Annotated in this window: 13 protein-coding genes; 9 read left to right on the top strand and 4 right to left on the bottom strand. The window is 65.5% G+C overall.

Annotated features, from left to right (window positions below):
* The first annotated feature begins 63 nt into the window (after positions 1 to 63).
* Together VUN84_06510 and VUN84_06515 are read left to right on the top strand one after the other, a co-directional pair.
* Positions 64 to 807 (top strand): lysophospholipid acyltransferase family protein, encoded by a 744-nt coding sequence (locus tag VUN84_06510; GenBank protein XAS65303.1) that lies wholly within the window; start codon positions 64 to 66, stop codon positions 805 to 807.
* Positions 808 to 946: 139 nt separating this feature from the next.
* The gene (locus VUN84_06515; GenBank protein ID XAS65781.1) at positions 947 to 2,320 is read left to right on the top strand and encodes a 3-deoxy-7-phosphoheptulonate synthase class II; all 1,374 of its coding nucleotides are present in this window, start codon (positions 947 to 949) and stop codon (positions 2,318 to 2,320) included.
* Positions 2,321 to 2,435: 115 nt separating this feature from the next.
* Here VUN84_06515 and VUN84_06520 read toward each other — a convergent pair whose 3' ends face one another.
* Both VUN84_06520 and VUN84_06525 read right to left on the bottom strand, forming a co-directional pair.
* Entirely contained in the window at positions 2,436 to 4,586 is a 2,151-nt protein-coding gene (locus VUN84_06520) for a PASTA domain-containing protein (protein XAS65304.1), read from the bottom strand.
* A 118-nt stretch (positions 4,587 to 4,704) separates the two neighbouring features.
* A complete protein-coding gene (locus VUN84_06525) occupies positions 4,705 to 6,078 on the bottom strand; it encodes a LysM peptidoglycan-binding domain-containing protein (GenBank protein XAS65305.1) in 1,374 nt (457 codons plus the stop codon).
* 275 nt (positions 6,079 to 6,353) lie between these two features.
* Between VUN84_06525 and VUN84_06530 the strand changes: the two genes are divergently transcribed.
* Positions 6,354 to 6,707: an Rv2175c family DNA-binding protein gene (locus tag VUN84_06530; GenBank protein ID XAS65306.1), complete on the top strand. Its 354-nt coding sequence runs from the start codon at positions 6,354 to 6,356 to the stop codon at positions 6,705 to 6,707.
* A gap of 145 nt (positions 6,708 to 6,852) precedes the next feature.
* Here the strand turns inward: VUN84_06530 and VUN84_06535 are convergent, their stop codons facing one another.
* Together VUN84_06535 and VUN84_06540 are read right to left on the bottom strand one after the other, a co-directional pair.
* On the bottom strand, positions 6,853 to 7,947 hold the full coding sequence (locus tag VUN84_06535; protein XAS65307.1) for a polyprenyl synthetase family protein: 1,095 nt from the start codon (positions 7,945 to 7,947) through the stop codon (positions 6,853 to 6,855).
* Entirely contained in the window at positions 7,944 to 8,477 is a 534-nt protein-coding gene (locus VUN84_06540) for a hypothetical protein (GenBank protein XAS65308.1), read from the bottom strand. Before VUN84_06540 ends, VUN84_06535 begins: the two co-directional genes overlap by 4 nt.
* Positions 8,478 to 8,653: 176 nt before the next feature.
* Between VUN84_06540 and dinB the strand changes: the two genes are divergently transcribed.
* From dinB to VUN84_06570, 6 genes are all read left to right on the top strand, one after another.
* A complete protein-coding gene (gene dinB / locus VUN84_06545; protein ID XAS65782.1) occupies positions 8,654 to 9,814 on the top strand; it encodes a DNA polymerase IV in 1,161 nt (386 codons plus the stop codon).
* Between the two features lie 278 nt (positions 9,815 to 10,092).
* Positions 10,093 to 10,467, top strand: coding sequence for a DUF3040 domain-containing protein (locus VUN84_06550; protein XAS65309.1), 375 nt, complete (start codon positions 10,093 to 10,095; stop codon positions 10,465 to 10,467).
* 379 nt (positions 10,468 to 10,846) lie between these two features.
* Positions 10,847 to 11,275 (top strand): division/cell wall cluster transcriptional repressor MraZ, encoded by a 429-nt coding sequence (gene mraZ / locus VUN84_06555; GenBank protein ID XAS65310.1) that lies wholly within the window; start codon positions 10,847 to 10,849, stop codon positions 11,273 to 11,275.
* Positions 11,276 to 11,467: 192 nt separating this feature from the next.
* Entirely contained in the window at positions 11,468 to 12,466 is a 999-nt protein-coding gene (rsmH, locus tag VUN84_06560; protein XAS65311.1) for a 16S rRNA (cytosine(1402)-N(4))-methyltransferase RsmH, read from the top strand.
* Positions 12,463 to 13,149, top strand: a complete 687-nt coding sequence (locus tag VUN84_06565; GenBank protein ID XAS65312.1) for a hypothetical protein — start codon at positions 12,463 to 12,465, stop codon at positions 13,147 to 13,149. Before rsmH ends, VUN84_06565 begins: the two co-directional genes overlap by 4 nt.
* Before the next feature lie 42 nt (positions 13,150 to 13,191).
* A complete protein-coding gene (locus VUN84_06570; GenBank protein XAS65313.1) occupies positions 13,192 to 14,997 on the top strand; it encodes a penicillin-binding protein 2 in 1,806 nt (601 codons plus the stop codon).
* Positions 14,998 to 15,078 lie beyond the last annotated feature (81 nt).

Raw genomic sequence — 15,078 nt, forward strand, 5'->3', positions numbered from 1 at the left:
CATTGAAGTGCTGGCCGGGTCCGATGCAGGGCCGGCCAGACGCCTTCCGGAGAGGTACGCCACGTGTTTTATTGGTTCATGAAGACGTTTGTCCTGGGGCCGGTCCTGAAAACACTTTTCAGGCCCTGGGTTAAAGGCCTGGACAACGTCCCCGCCGAAGGTGCCGCCATTCTGGCGTCCAACCACCTGTCTTTTTCCGACTCCATCTTCATGCCGCTCATGGTGCCCCGTCCGGTCGTCTTCCTGGCAAAATCGGAGTATTTCACCGGCAAAGGCGTCAAGGGCCGGCTGACGGCGACGTTCTTCCGGCTCACCAACCAGCTTCCGATGGACCGCTCCGGCGGCGCGGCGTCGCTCCAGTCGCTCAATGCGGGCATGGACGTGTTAAAAAACGGCTCGCTCCTGGGCATCTACCCCGAAGGCACCCGCAGCCCGGATTCCCGGTTGTACCGCGGCAAGGTAGGGGTGGCGCGGCTGGTCCTGCAGGCGCGGGTTCCGGTCATCCCGGTCGCCATGATCGGCACGGACAAAGTCCAGCCCATCGGCAAGCGGATGCCCAACATCCGGCGCATCGGGATGATCTTCGGTGAACCCCTGGACTTCAGCCGGTACTACGGCATGGAGGACGACCGGCTGATCCAGCGCTCCGTCACGGACGAGATCATGTACGAACTCATGCGCCTCTCGGGCCAGGAATACGTCGATGAGTATGCCGCCGTCGTGAAACTCCGGCTCGCCGGAAAGGCCGCGGACGTGGCGAAGGACGGCCGCTCAGGCTCAGGTCCCGCCGGCGCCGGGCCTGAGTGAGAGGACCGTGTGACGGTGACGGCGCCGTCAATGACGGTCAGGAACCGACGATCGCCGGAGAGCCAACTATCCTTAGAGGGTGACTGAGCTATCTGCGCCTACGGCCTACCCCCTGAACAGTTCCCTGAACGGCTCACCCCTGGCGGGTTCGGCCCTGACCAGCACCGCCCAGAGCGGTGCCGCCAACTATCCCGGTCTGGACCGCTGGCGGGAGCTGCCCGCCTCGCAGCAGCCGACCTGGTCGGATAAGGCTGTCTTTGACGCCTCCGTTAAGGAACTCTCCGTCCTTCCGCCGCTTGTTTTCGCCGGCGAAGTGGACATCCTGCGCGAACGCCTTGCGGCGGCGGCGCAGGGCAAGGCATTCCTGCTCCAGGGCGGTGACTGCGCGGAAACGTTTGAGGCGGCCACGGCGGACAAGATCAGTGCGCGGGTCCGCACTATCCTTCAGATGGCGGTTGTTCTGACGTACGGCGCCGCCATGCCCGTCATTAAGATGGGCCGGATGGCCGGGCAATTCGCCAAGCCGCGTTCCTCCAACGATGAGACCCGCGAGGGCGTTACGCTGCCGGCCTACCGCGGCGACATCGTCAATGGCTATGACTTCACGCCGGAGTCCCGGGCGCACGACGCCGGTCGGATGCTCAAGGCGTACCACACCTCCGCCTCCACCCTGAATCTGATCCGCGCATTCACCCAGGGCGGCTTCGCTGACCTGCGGCTTGTGCACCAGTGGAACAAGGGCTTCACGGAGAACCCCGCCCACGCCCGCTACGAGTCGTTGGCCCGTGATATCGACCGGGCCATCAAGTTCATGTCCTCCTGTGGCGCGGACTTTGAGGCCCTCAAACGGGTGGAGTTCTACGCCAGCCACGAAGCGCTGCTGCTGGACTATGAACGCGCCCTGACCCGCATCGATTCCCGTACCGGCTTCCCCTACGATACGTCCGCGCATTTCCTGTGGATCGGAGAGCGGACCCGCGAGCTGGAGCACGCCCACGTCGACTTCCTCTCCCGGGTGCGGAACCCCATTGGTGTGAAGCTTGGGCCGGGCACCTCCGGCGACGACGCACTGCGCCTGATCGACAAGCTGGATCCGGACCGCGAACCGGGCCGCCTGACCTTCATCACCCGGATGGGTGCCGGGAACATCCGTGAGAAGCTGCCTCCGATCGTGGAACGCGTCACCGCCTCCGGCGCCCAGGTCCTCTGGGTCACCGATCCCATGCACGGCAACACTGTGACCTCACCCAACGGCTACAAGACCCGTAACTTCGACGACGTCATCGACGAGGTGCGCGGGTTCTTCGAGGTCCACCACACACTCGGCACGGTCCCCGGCGGCCTGCACGTTGAAATGACCGGCGATGACGTCGCGGAGTGCCTTGGCGGGGCCGACCCGGTGGACCAGGAAGCCTTCCTGGACCGGTACGAATCGGTCTGCGATCCCCGCCTGAACCACATGCAGTCCCTCGAGATGGCATTCCTGGTATCCGGGGCCCTGTCCAAGCGCTGACCCGGCCAGTCTGAGAACAAGAGAAGCTCCGCCCGGCTGGTCCGGCCGGGCGGAGCTTCTCTTGGGGCGGCGCTTTTATAGGTGGCTGAGCCACGTCAGAACTGGGCCGGATCCCTCACACCACGGTCAGGGTGACGACGGATCCCTCCGGGGCTTTGGTGTTCTTTGGATCCTGGTCCCGAACGGTGCCGAAGAAACCGCCCAGGAAATTCTCGACGCGGACCTCAAACCCCAGGTCCTCAAGTGCCTTGCGGGCCTCGCCGACCTGCTTGCCAATGAAGCTCGGAAGGTCAATCAGCTTCGGTCCCTTGGAAACGGTCAAGGTGACGGTGCCGCCCTTGGTCAGATTCCCGGAGGCCGGATCCTGCGAAACCACGGCGCCCTTGGGCACGTTCCGGTCAAAGACGGTGTCCGGTGCCACGGCAGCCTTCAGGCCGGCAGCTTCGATGGCCTTGACCGCGGCGGCCTGCTCCAGCCCGCGCACATTTGGCACCGGAATGGGTTGCGGTCCTTTGGAGACAGTGAGGCTTACCGGAGTGCCGTGCCGGACGGGGTTGCCGCTGCGGGGCGCCTGTCCCAGAACCGTGCCGGCGGGCGCGGATTCGTCGTATGTTTCAGATATCTGCCCCAGCGCCATTCCCGCGCCGTTGAGGATGGTCTTGGCATCCTCCAACGACTTACCGGACAGCTCGGGGAGCGCAAACAGTTCAGGACCCTTGGAAACAGCCAGTGACACCGGCTGGAACTTCCGGATGACTTCCCCGGCTCCGGGCTCCGATCCCACCACCAGCCCGGGGGCAACGTCGTCGTCGAAGACGTCCTGGATGCTGGACTGGAATCCGGCCGTGCGCAACAGCTGCTGGGCCTCGGCCACCGTCTTGTTCGCGAGCTGCGGGATCGTCCCGGGGGAGCCCGGCCCCATGCCGAAAAACCAGCCAGCACCGCCCGCCAGGAGCGCTGCAATCACCAGCAGGAGAATCCAGAGCAAACCGCGCCGGCGCGGATCTCCGTCATGCAGGCTCCGGACCGGCGTGGACGCCGCCCGCAGACGGGCTCTCTCCGCATCGCGGTCCTGCCTGCGCTGGATCCGCTTGCTGGCAGGAATCGCGCCGGCCTGCCCGGAGCCGATGTGCGGGGCGTAACTGCCGGGGTAGGGCTGCTCGGCGGGCGCGGACAGCGGGCCGTAGCCGGGGCGGCGCGGGGCGGACGACATCACGGTGGTCGGGTTGCTGCCGCGGGCGAGAAATTCCGTTGGCTGGGCTGGGTTGCCGATGACCTCGGTGGCACCGCCGCCGGCAGCGGTGCCGGCCCCGGAAGCCGGCGCCGCGCCGGAATCCGGGGTGCCGCCGGGCCGCGGGACTGGCCGGCCGGGCGTGGGCGGCAGGGCCGGGTGAGCGGCGGGGGGTCGCAGGTCGAGCTCGGCATCGCTGAGGTTCCGCCGGATGTGGCGCAACTCCGAGAGTAACGAGTTTCCATCGACCGGGCGGTTTTCCGGGTCGTTGGCGGTGCACCACTGCACGAGTTCGTCGATTTCGGCAGCGAGCCCCGGCACGTGCTCGGAGGGGGCGCCGACAGCGGAGTTGACGTGCTGGTAGGCGACCTGGATGGGAACCTCGCCCTCGAACGGCTGCCTGCCGGTGATCATTTCGTAGAGCATGATGCCGACCGAGTAGATGTCGCTGCGCGCGTCGGCCTGCCGGCCGAGCACAAGCTCAGGGGAGAGGTACGCCACTGTGCCGATCAGGGCTCCGGTACTGGTCGAGGTCGAAATGGCACGGGCCAACCCGAAATCTCCGAGTTTGATCCGGCCATCGTCCGCGATCAGCACATTCTCGGGTTTGATGTCGCGGTGGATGAGGCCCGCTTCGTGGGCGGTACCCAGGCCTTCAACGACCGGGTCGATCAGTGCCAGTGCCAGCCTCGGCGGGAGCGCGCCTTTGTCCTTGAGGACGTCGCGGAGGGTGTGGCCTTTGATGTATTCCATCACCAGGTAGGCGACGCCGCCATCTTCGCCCTGGTCCAGCACCCCCACGACGTGCGGGTGCGACAGGCGGGCGGCGGCTTTGGCCTCGCGGCCCAGCCGGTCGAGGAACTGCGGGTCCCCGGCCATGTGCGGGTGCAGCACCTTGAGCGCCACATCCCGTTCCAGCCTTTGGTCCGTAGCGACGTAGACAGTGGACATGCCGCCGCTGGCGAGCCTGGACTGAATCAGGTACCGGCCATCCACCAGGGTGCCAACGAGAGGGTCCGACGAATAATCCTGCACTCTACGATCCTAAGCGCTGGACAGAAACGGGCCCGAACCAACATGCGATCCGGACCCGTATCGTTATCCGCCGGGTTTTCCCGCAGGGGTGAATTCCCGCGGCGCGCCCCCGGGGCTTCTAGCCGAAAGTGTTCCGGTGCGCCTTAATCGACTGTACGTAACGCTTGGTGTCCTCGTACAGGCCGTACTTACTGACGGAGTACTGACCCTGGTAGTAGCCTGCGATGGCTGAGTCCAGGTTCGGGCTGGAACGGACCAGCTGGCGGATGATGGCGACGCCTGCCGTGGCGTTGTCATACGGGTCCAGCAAGTTCAACTTGCGCCCCACGAGGTCCGAGGCCCACTGGCCGGAGGACGGAATGACCTGCATGGTGCCGATCGCGTTGGCCGGGGACACCGAGCGGTGGTCGAAGCTGGATTCCTGGAAGGCGAAGGCCAGGGCGAGCGCCGGGTCCACTCCCATGCGGCGGGCGGAGTCCGTCACGATGGTCTTCATCTGCGCGCGGCTGGGGACCGGCGAAGCATTGAGCAGGGCCTTGTTCTGGTTGGCGGAATTGACCACGGCGGCCGGGTAGCTGTAGCCAAGGAAGGTGCTCGGAACGAGGGGAGTCACCGTGGCTCCGGGCTTCGTGGCGGCCGGTGCAAGGGACCCGCCCCGAAGCGCGAGCTTCTGGCCGGGGTAGATGATGCTGCTCATGCTCAGCCGGTTGGCGGAGAGGAGGTCAGCAAGCTTGATGCCGTTCCTGGCCGCGATGCCGGAGAGGGTATCGCCGGATTTAATGGTGTAGGAAGCCGGTGCCGGAGTGGCGGCCGGCGCCACCGGAGCTGGAGCCGAAGGTGTGGCCGGAGCAGAGGGGGCGGGGGCAGCACTGCCGCCGCCAATCCTGATCTTCTGGCCAGGGTAGATAGTGGAGCCCATGTTGAGCCCGTTCCAGCTAAGCACTTCCGAGAGCTTGGCACCGTGGCGGGCCGAGATGGCGCTGAGGGTGTCGCCTGATTTCACGGTATAGGAGCTGCTGGGAGCCGCGGGAACGGCCGGGGCCGCGGGAACGGCCGGGGCTGCCGCCTGGCCGCCGAGCGTGATCTTCTGGCCGGGGTAGATGATGGTGTTGGCCTGCAGCTGGTTCAGCTTCAGGATGGCATGGGTGTCCATGCCGAACTTGCCGGCGATCCCGCTGATCGTGTCACCGCGGGCAATCGTGTACTGGGCCGGAGCCGGGACCTGGGTGGGGCGGAAAGCGGACGGCACGGCGGCCGGAAGGAAGCCCGCAGGGATAACGGCCGGAGCCAGCGACCGGACAGTGTGGGACTGGGCCTGCGCCTGCATCGCTGCGGCAAGGGTGGCCGGGATGGCGCTGGGGCGCGACTCCGCCGCGGCCGGCTGGGCGATCGCCAGGGAAGACAGAATGACGGCGGGAAGGGCCGCCGTTGTGGCCGCGATCATGGGCAGGCTGGGCCTCGCGGCAGGTCTAGGCGAACGAAACGTCGTCATGGGAAAGGTCCTCTTCTCAGCGGCGAACGCTGGGGGTATGGCCGGCATTACTGGTGATACCAGTGTGACCAAAGTTATTGCTGTGGCGAATGTGATCTAGGTGAATCTCTCATGAATTGGGAATTAGCACAAGAACTGTTTGACAAAATACAAAGAGTTGTTTTGGGAGGTTCGCCCGGGCGGCCCGGGACCGGGCCCGAAGCGGTACGGGAACCGCAGCTGCCGGCGGCGACGCCGACTAGGCGCAGGGGTCCCCGGCATGGCAATCTTGATCCGTGAGTAATGTAGAAAGCCTTGTGGGCGAATGGCTGCCCCTGCCCGATGTCGCACAGCTGTTGAACGTATCGATTACCAAGGTCCACGCCCTCCTGGACGAGCGGGCGGTGGCCGCGCTGCGGGTCGGTGAGCGCCGGATCCGCTGTGTCCCCGCGGAGTTCATCCAGGACGGTCACGCCGTTGAGAGTCTCAAGGGAACCATTGTGGTCCTGGCCGATGCGGGTTATTCCGATGAGGAACTTATCACCTGGCTGTTCACCCCTGATGAATCACTGCGGGGCCGTCCGATCGACGCCCTGCGTGAAGGCCGCAAAACCGAAATCCGTCGCCGGGCACAGTCCCTGGCCTGGTAGCAGCCGCCGCCGGGACGATCACCGCACACGCTTTATGCGACGCAGGCCCTACACCTCCTATAGAGGTGCAGGGCCTGCGTCGTCACCGGCCGTTAAACATGTCGGGGCACCGGGGCTGGGCGAACGCGGCAAACGCCCCGACAGCTCAGGCGGCGCGGCTGACGGTGGCCTCCGCCAGCTTGCGGAGCGCCGTTTTCGGCAGCTCCTCCAGCGGCAGAAGATCCAAGGCGGAATAAGCGGCACGCCCAAATTCGTCAATGAGCGACTCTGTGGCCTGGAGCGCCCCGCAGTCCGCGATGATCCGGCGGATTTCGTCCACGTCGGTGTCGTCCAGGCCGGGGCGGCCCAGCTTTGCGTCAATGAACTCCGACTCGGCCGGGCTGGCCATGTCCAGGGCGAAGGCGATCAATACTGTCCGCTTTCCCTCGCGGAGATCATCTCCGGCCGGTTTGCCGGTCGTGACGGGGTCGCCGAAGACTCCCAGAACGTCATCACGGAGCTGGAAGGCCTCGCCGAGGGGGAGGGCGAACGCCGAGTAGCCGCGCAGCAGCTCGTCGTGGGCGCCGGCAAGGGCGCCACCGAGCGCCAGCGGGTGTTCAGTGGAGTATTTGGCCGACTTGAAGCGGATGATCGACTGGGCCCGGCTGACGGCACCGGCCCGGTCACGCCTCGGTCCGGCGACTTCCTCAAGGATGTCAAGATACTGCCCTGCCATGACCTCGGCGCGCATCAGGTTGAAGATCAGCCGGGCACGGGTTCCGGAAGCAGCGCTCGGGCCAATCTCGGTAAACGATTCCTCGCTGAAGGACAGGCACAAATCCCCGGTCAGAATGGCAGCCGCGTGCCCGAATCGTTCGCTGTCCAGCGCCCAATCCTGCGCCGCGTGCAGTTCGCTGAACCGCCGGTGCACGCTGGGTCCGCCCCGGCGGGTGTCCGAGCGGTCGATGATGTCATCATGAATCAGCGCCGCGGCCTGGAAAAGCTCCAACGCCGACCCTGCGGTCACCACCTCTTCGGCTCCGGCCGTCCCGCCGGCGCCGCGCCAACCCCAGTAGCACATGAGGGCACGCAGGCGTTTCCCGCCCGTAACGAGGTTGGAGATTGATCCCATCAATGGATCGATGTCCGGGGAGATCGAGGACATCACCGATTGGCGGGCGGTGAGGAACTCGGTGAGCTTTCCGGCGACGGCGGCTACGTAGGCTGCCTGTTCCAGGCGCAACTGCTCCGCGAGGGTCACTTGACGGACTCAGCGGCGACGTTCGCGCCGATGGTGAAGGTGGAAACGCCGGCGGCTTCGATCACGGAAAGATTGACCGTTTCGTTGTCGCCGCGGAGGAAGTCCTTGGACGGGACGGCGCCGACGGCTTCCCCCGGGACGGCCTGGAAGCCCTGGGCAAGAAGTTCCTTCGTGTAGAACGCCAGCACGTCGGCGGACGGTGCGGTGATGCTGCCCACCAGTGCCACGGTGGCTGGCGTAGTGGTCTTATCAAAACTGCTCGAGACAACTTTGGCGCCGGGCATCACCGGCAGGAGCGTCGCCGGAAATCCTGGTACCAGGGCGCCGACAGTGGCCGATGTGCCTGGTTCTGCGGAGGGGCTGGCGGACGCCGTCGTGGCGGGCTGGGCCGCGGAGGACGAGGCCGAAGCCGAGGGGGAGTCCGGGGAAACAGCTCCGGGGCCGGCGGGCGTGCATGCGGCCAGGGCCGCCATCGTGGCCGCCGCCACAAGGGCTCCCGCGGCGCGGTTGCGCTGTCCAAATACCTTCACAGAGACTGTCCTCCTGGTGTTGACGCCGGATGCAGCCTCCAGTTTAGTCAGTCCCCGGGCATAGGATTGAAGTCGTGCGGCCGGACCAGGATAAACAGCAGCGGGAGCAGTCTCCCCAAGGCACAGCCAGACGGTTCAGCGAAGAGCAATTGCGCGAGCTTCGGCGGAGCAGCATCATGCACGTGGACATGGACGCGTTCTATGTTTCCGTGGAGCTGCGCAGCCGCCCGGGGCTCGTTGGCAGGCCTGTCATTGTCGGCTACCCCGCCGACCGCTCCGTCGTACTGTCTGCCTCGTACGAAGCCCGCAGGTTTGGCGTGAAATCGGCCATGCCCATGGCGGTTGCCATGCGCATGTGTCCTGCCGCGACCGTGATCGAGCCCCGGCACAGGGTGTATCAGGAGGTATCGGGCCAGATCATGGCGATCTTCGGGTCGATCACCGATCTTGTGGAGCCACTCAGTGTTGACGAGGCCTTCCTCGACGTCGGCGGCGCCATCCGGCGGCTTGGCCCGCCCCGCCAGATTGGCGAACTCATCCGGACCCGCGTCCGCAGCGAACTGGGCATCACCGCATCCGTGGGTATAGCCGCCAGCAAGTTCGTGGCGAAGATCGCGTCCACCCGCTGCAAGCCGGACGGGTTGTTGCTCATTGGTCCGGAGGAAACAGTCCCGTACCTGCACAGCCTTCCGGTGAGCGCCCTCTGGGGCGTCGGGGCCAAAACAGTGGAGGTGTTGTCCCGGATGGGCATCCGGACCGTCGCCGACGTCGCGGCGTCTCCGCTGCCATCGCTGCGGAAAGTGCTCGGCGCTTCGGGAGAGCACGTATACCGGCTGTCGTGGGGGATTGACCCCCGCCCGGTGACGCCTGTCCGGCTTGAAAAGAGCATAGGTGCGGAAGAGACGTTTGCCGTGGACACGGCGGACGAGGCGTTGCTGCACCGGGAACTGCTGCGCCTTGCGCACCGCACCGCGGAACGGCTCCGCAGCGCCGGCATGCATGCACGCACCGTGGCCCTGAAACTGCGCTACGCCGACTTCTCCACTATCACCCGCAGCCGAACGGTGAACACCCCGATCGACAGCGCGCAGCTGCTGTACGCCGTCGCCGTCCAACTGCTCGAATCCCTCGGCGACCGTCCCATGACCGTACGGCTCGTGGGCATCCGGGCCGAACAGCTCGAGGAGGCAGCGCAGGCACCGCTGCAGTTGAGCCTTGACCGCCGGGACGACAACTGGCGCGCTGCAGAGCAAGTCCTGGACCAAGTGACCCGGAAATTCGGGACAAAGTCGGTGCTGCCGGCGCGGCTCCTGGACCCCGGAAACACGCCGGGCTGATGCCCGCAACCTGAGGTGCCGGGGCGGCGGGCGGAGGGGACCTCCGGCACCTTTCAGAACGGCGCGCAACAATCTATTCTTAGTTATACGTAAGTGTGACAATGACTGGATCGAGCGTTCGCCACCGATGCATGACCTGCTGAACACCCCGGAAGCGGCCGTTAAAATCCCCATTCGGCCAGCGACGGAGAAGGGGAACCACACGGTCTTCCCGCACGTTGTGGGGTTAAAGACACTGGCCACGTCAGTTGGACGCTGGTCGACTCAAGGAGGTCGTGATGCCGCTCTCGGAGCATGAACAGAAGTTGCTGGAGCAACTTGAGAAGCAGCTGCATGAGGACGATCCCAAATTCGCCAGTTCCATGGGCTCGGACGCCGGGCGGTCGTGGTCGACGCGCCATCTGGTGATCGGCGTTCTGGCCACGTTGGCCGGCGTGGTCCTGTTGCTCCTGGGCGTGACGATCCAAAGCATCCTGGTTGGAGTCCTGGGTTTTGTTGTCATGGGCGCCGGCGTTTATTACGCCACCATGCGTGGTGCCGGGGCCGGCACGGCGAAGGCTTCGGGACCGGCCGGGAAATCCGGCAAGCCCAGGAGTTCATTCATGAGCAATCTCGAGCAACGCTGGGACGAGCGGCACCGCGGCGAGCCCTGATCCGCCGGCCTTCGGCCAACCACTCCACTTCCCGCCACCGGCCGTACCCGGTGGCGTGAAAGACCCGCTTCGGCGGGCCTTTTTTGGTTAATGCCGGCGTCGGCCAGTTGATCAAGCCAGGAATTCCGCCCGCACAGCCTGCAGCCAGCCGGCCAACCCCGGCTGCCGGCAGTTGGCCGATAAAATTCCTCCACTTCGCCCCACCAGGCTGCGTGGCCCGTCGTTGCAGGGATCGTGCCGGCAGTTGCCCCATAAACAGGGGCGGCAACCTGCGGCGTGTCGTTGACTGTGGAGGGAAGTGGAGTACTGTGGAGGACGTAAGGTGGTAGTGGCAACACGGGGGACGTTGGGCTTCCTACGATCAGACAGGCGGTGGGCCGTGTTTCTCGGCACACATTCGCCGCGCCTGGACGAAAAAGGCCGGATTATTCTCCCCGCCAAGTTCCGCGAGGAGCTCGCGGGCGGACTGGTTCTCACAAGGGGCCAGGAACGCTGCATCTACGTCTTTAGTGAGGCGGAATTCGGCCGGGTTCACGAGCAGATGCGGGAGGCCCCTATCTCCAGCAAGCAGGCGCGGGACTACATCCGTGTGTTCCTCTCAGGAGCCTCCGACGAGGTACCTGACAAGCAAGGGCGCGTGACCATTCCCGCAGCGCTCCGGGAGTACGCAGGGCTCGGCCGGGAACTCGCTGTCATTGGCGCAGGAACCCGCGCGGAAATCTGGGACGCCGACGCTTGGACCGAGTACCTCGCTGAGAAGGAAACGGCCTTCTCGGAGACCGATGACGCAATACCGGGGATTCTCTAGAACCCCACCTGCAACAACCAGCAGTGCACCGTTCTTGATTGAGATCTCCAGCCGCCCACCCGGTTGTTCTCCTGGCTCACTTCCCCGGAGCCAGGCGAACGCGGGTAGGCGCGGATGGGGATCTGAATCAAGAAGCGGCACTGGCAGTCAGCCGCCCACCAATCATCAGCCGGACAACGAAAGGACGCAGGTATGACGGACGCCAACCAGTCGAAGCCCACGTCCGAACGGCATGTGCCGGTCCTGAAGGACCGGTGCATCAGTTTGTTGGCCCCGGGATTCGAGGCGGCGCGCCGCCGTGGCGAAACCCCCGTGGTCATCGACGCCACCCTGGGCATGGGCGGCCATGCCGAGGCCATGCTGCAGCGGTTCCCGGACCTGCACCTGATCGGGATCGACCGTGATGAGGAAGCCCTGGCACTCGCGGGGGAGCGCCTTCGGCCCTTCGCCGACCGGATTGACTTGGTGCACGCCGTGTATGACGAAATTCCTGACGTCCTGGAGGACCTCGGCTTTGAAGAGGTCCATGGCGTCCTTTTGGACCTCGGCGTCTCCTCGCTCCAGCTCGACGAACGCCAACGCGGATTCGCTTACTCGTTCGACGCCCCGCTGGACATGCGCATGGACATGAGCCGCGGCCAGACTGCCGCGGACGTCGTCAACAACTACAGCGAAGAGGACCTCGTCCGGATCATTCGGAAATGGGGCGAGGAGAAATTCGCCGGCCGCATCGCCAACCGCATCGTCACCACACGTTCCGAGAAACCGTTCACCACGACGGGAGAGCTCGTCGAACAAATCCGGGATGTCGTCCCGTCCGGCGCGGCCAAGTCGGGAGGACACCCCGCGAAGCGCACCTTCCAGGCGCTCCGGATTGAGGTCAATGAAGAGCTCGACGTCCTGGAACGCGCCATTCCGGCTGCCATCGCAGCGACCGCCGTCGGCGGCCGCGTGGTGGCGATGTCCTACCACTCATTGGAAGACAAGATCGTCAAAACGTTCTTCCAGGCAGGATCCAAATCCTCCGCGCCCCTCGGCTTCCCCGTGGAGCTCGAAGAGCACAAAGCCGAACTGAAAACTTTGACGAAGGGTACTGAGGTACCCACCGCCGACGAAATCGCAGAAAATCCACGTGCCGCTTCCGCCAGGCTCCGCGCCGTGGAACGCATCAAAGCCAGGAGGGCCGCATGAGCACCGCCGCTGTCAGCAGATACCCCGTTGCCTCAGGTGCGACGGCCCGAGCCCTGCCCGGGATTACTCCCGATACCGGCCCGTCCCGGAAAGCGCGCACCCCGCTCTCGCTGGTGAGGTCGGCGCCGCGCAAACGCCGGGCGCCGTTCGTGGTGCTTTGCTTCGGTCTTCTGGCCGTGGCCCTGATGGCCGTGCTGGTCCTGAACATCTCTGTTTCCACCGCCCAGTACCAGCTGGTCCAGCTGCGGAGCGAGCAGTCCTCGCTCACCAAGCAGAACCAGGACCTTGCGCAGCAGGTGCAGAACTTTGACGCCCCGCAGAACCTGGCCGCCAAGGCTGCCGGGCTGGGCATGGTGGCCTCCACCACCAAGGGCCAGATCGACCTGTCCACCCTGGCCGTCACGGGCAAGGCCAAGCCGGCAGTGAAGGGTGACGCCGCCGGAGCCGTTATTGCCGCGCCGGCGGTGGCGGGACAACTCAGCATCGTTCCGCCGGCCACCGTGCAGGAACCGCTCGCCAACCGGAGGCCCGCCGACGGGGCCGGAGACGGCGCAGCAGCGGGTACCGTTGGAGCAGCGCCCGCAGCGGAAACCGCACCGGCCGCCGTCGCGCCGGCAGCACCCGCGGCCGAACTCCACGGAGGGTCAGTACCGGCCCCCGCGCAAAAAGTCCCGGGACACTAACGCAGGACGGACCACCAGCCAGGCAAGCAGCAAGGATTTATCGTGGCGCAGAAGACCGGCAAGGCCGTCAAGACGAAAGCGCCGAGCGCGACGCGGCGCCTGCGGCTGGGGCTCGGCGTCATGCTGACGCTCCTGCTCGTCGTCGGCGGAAAACTCTTCATGGTCCAGGGCCTGGACGCAGGGGGCATGGCCGAGGCCGCGCTCCAGAACAGACTGACTCCCATTGAACTGCCCGCTGAGCGCGGCAGCATCCTTGACTCCAACGGAAACATCCTGGCCAGCAGCGTCATCCGCTACAACCTGGTTGTTGACCAGACAGTCAACACCAAAACCGAGTCGTTCCGCCGGCTGGAGCCGGTGGACGGCAAAGAAGAGCTCGTCAAGATCTCCCGCGACCAGGGCATCTCGGAGCTGGCCGACGTTCTGGGCATGGACGAAGACGCCGTCAAGACCGCCCTGACCGGGGACCAGCGCTATTACATCGTGGCGAAGGACCTCAAGCCTGACGTCGAGGACCGGATCTCCAAGCTCCAAATCCCCGGCGTCGTCACCGAAGGCACCAGCAAACGGGTGTACCCCAACGGCTCGGTGGCCGGCGGAATTGTCGGATTCCTGAAGGACGGCACCACCGGCCAGGCGGGGTTGGAGCAGACCCAGGACGAGATCCTCAAGGGCACCCCGGGCAAACGGCTGTTCGAGATCGGTGCCGACGGCCTGCGCATCCCGGTCGGGGTAGACCAGCTGACTCCGGCCGTGGACGGCAAGGACGTCAAACTCACCCTGAACTCCGACCTCCAGTACTTTGCCCAACAAGCGATCCAGAGCCAGCGGGACAAGCTCAGCGCCGAGTGGGGCGTCGTGATCGTCCAGGACATCAAGACCGGCAACATCGTCGCCATGGCGGACACCAACGCACCGGACCCCAACGACCCTGGCAAAGTCGATGCCAAGGACCGCGGTGTCCGCGCAGTGACCGCCGCCTACGAGCCCGGGTCGGTGGAAAAGATGATCACAGCTTCCGCCCTGATCGAGGAGGGACTGTCCAGCCCGCTGGACAAGTTCACCATTCCGCCCTCCTACACCGTCGATGGCCAGACGTTCAATGACGCCTTCACCCATGGCACCGAGGACCGGACCCTCGCCGGCATCCTCGGCTGGTCCATGAACACCGGTACCGTCATGGCCGGGCAACGGCTCAGCAAAGAGCAGCGCTACAACTGGTTGAAGAAGTTCGGCATCGGGGAAGCTCCGGACGTCGGCCTTCCGGCGCAGGCCCAGGGCATCCTGACCCCCTACGAGCAATGGGACGGCCGCCAGGAGTACACCGTTTTGTTCGGCCAGGGCGTCTCGCAGTCGACGCTGCAGACTGTCCGGGCATTCCAGAGCATCGCCAACAACGGTGTGATGCTCCAGCCGAGGTTGATCGACAGTTACGTCAATCCGGACGGCACCGAGGAAAAAGCACCTGTGCAGGATCCGCGGACAATTGTTTCCCCGGACACCGCCCGGCAGGTGCGGGACATCCTGGAGAGCGCCGTCACCGAAGGCCAGATCAAGGAAGCAGGACTCGACGGCTACCGGGTCGGAGCAAAAACGGGCACGTCGCAATCTCCCTGCGATGACGGGACCGCCGGCTTCTGCGGCTTCACGGCGTCCATGGTGGGGATGGCGCCGATGGATGATCCGCGGTTTATTGTTGAAGTGGTCCTGCAACGGCCCAAGGGCGATATCTACGGAATCTCGAACGGACCGGTCTTCCGGTCGGTCATGAGCCAGGCACTGCGGACTTACAACGTCCCGCCGTCCACCGGTACGCCCGCCCGGCTGCCGCAATACGCCAAGAAATAGCACCACCCCGCACGTCCGCGAACCTGCAGCGGGAAACTGGGCCAGTGGGCCGGAGCCTTCCTCCGCGCGCAACGCCAGATC

It is taken from the genome of Micrococcaceae bacterium Sec5.8 (assembly GCA_039636775.1).
Taxonomy (GTDB): domain Bacteria; phylum Actinomycetota; class Actinomycetes; order Actinomycetales; family Micrococcaceae; genus Arthrobacter.

What these genes read in the sequence shown, in the direction of transcription:
- dinB (XAS65782.1), top strand. Translation starts at nt 8,654, where the DNA reads ATGCACGTGGACATGGACGCGTTCTATGTTTCCGTGGAGCTGCGCAGC.
- VUN84_06525 (XAS65305.1), bottom strand. Translation starts at nt 6,078, where the DNA reads ATGACGACGTTTCGTTCGCCTAGACCTGCCGCGAGGCCCAGCCTGCCC.
- VUN84_06550 (XAS65309.1), top strand. Translation starts at nt 10,093, where the DNA reads ATGCCGCTCTCGGAGCATGAACAGAAGTTGCTGGAGCAACTTGAGAAG.
- rsmH (XAS65311.1), top strand. Translation starts at nt 11,468, where the DNA reads ATGACGGACGCCAACCAGTCGAAGCCCACGTCCGAACGGCATGTGCCG.
- VUN84_06565 (XAS65312.1), top strand. Translation starts at nt 12,463, where the DNA reads ATGAGCACCGCCGCTGTCAGCAGATACCCCGTTGCCTCAGGTGCGACG.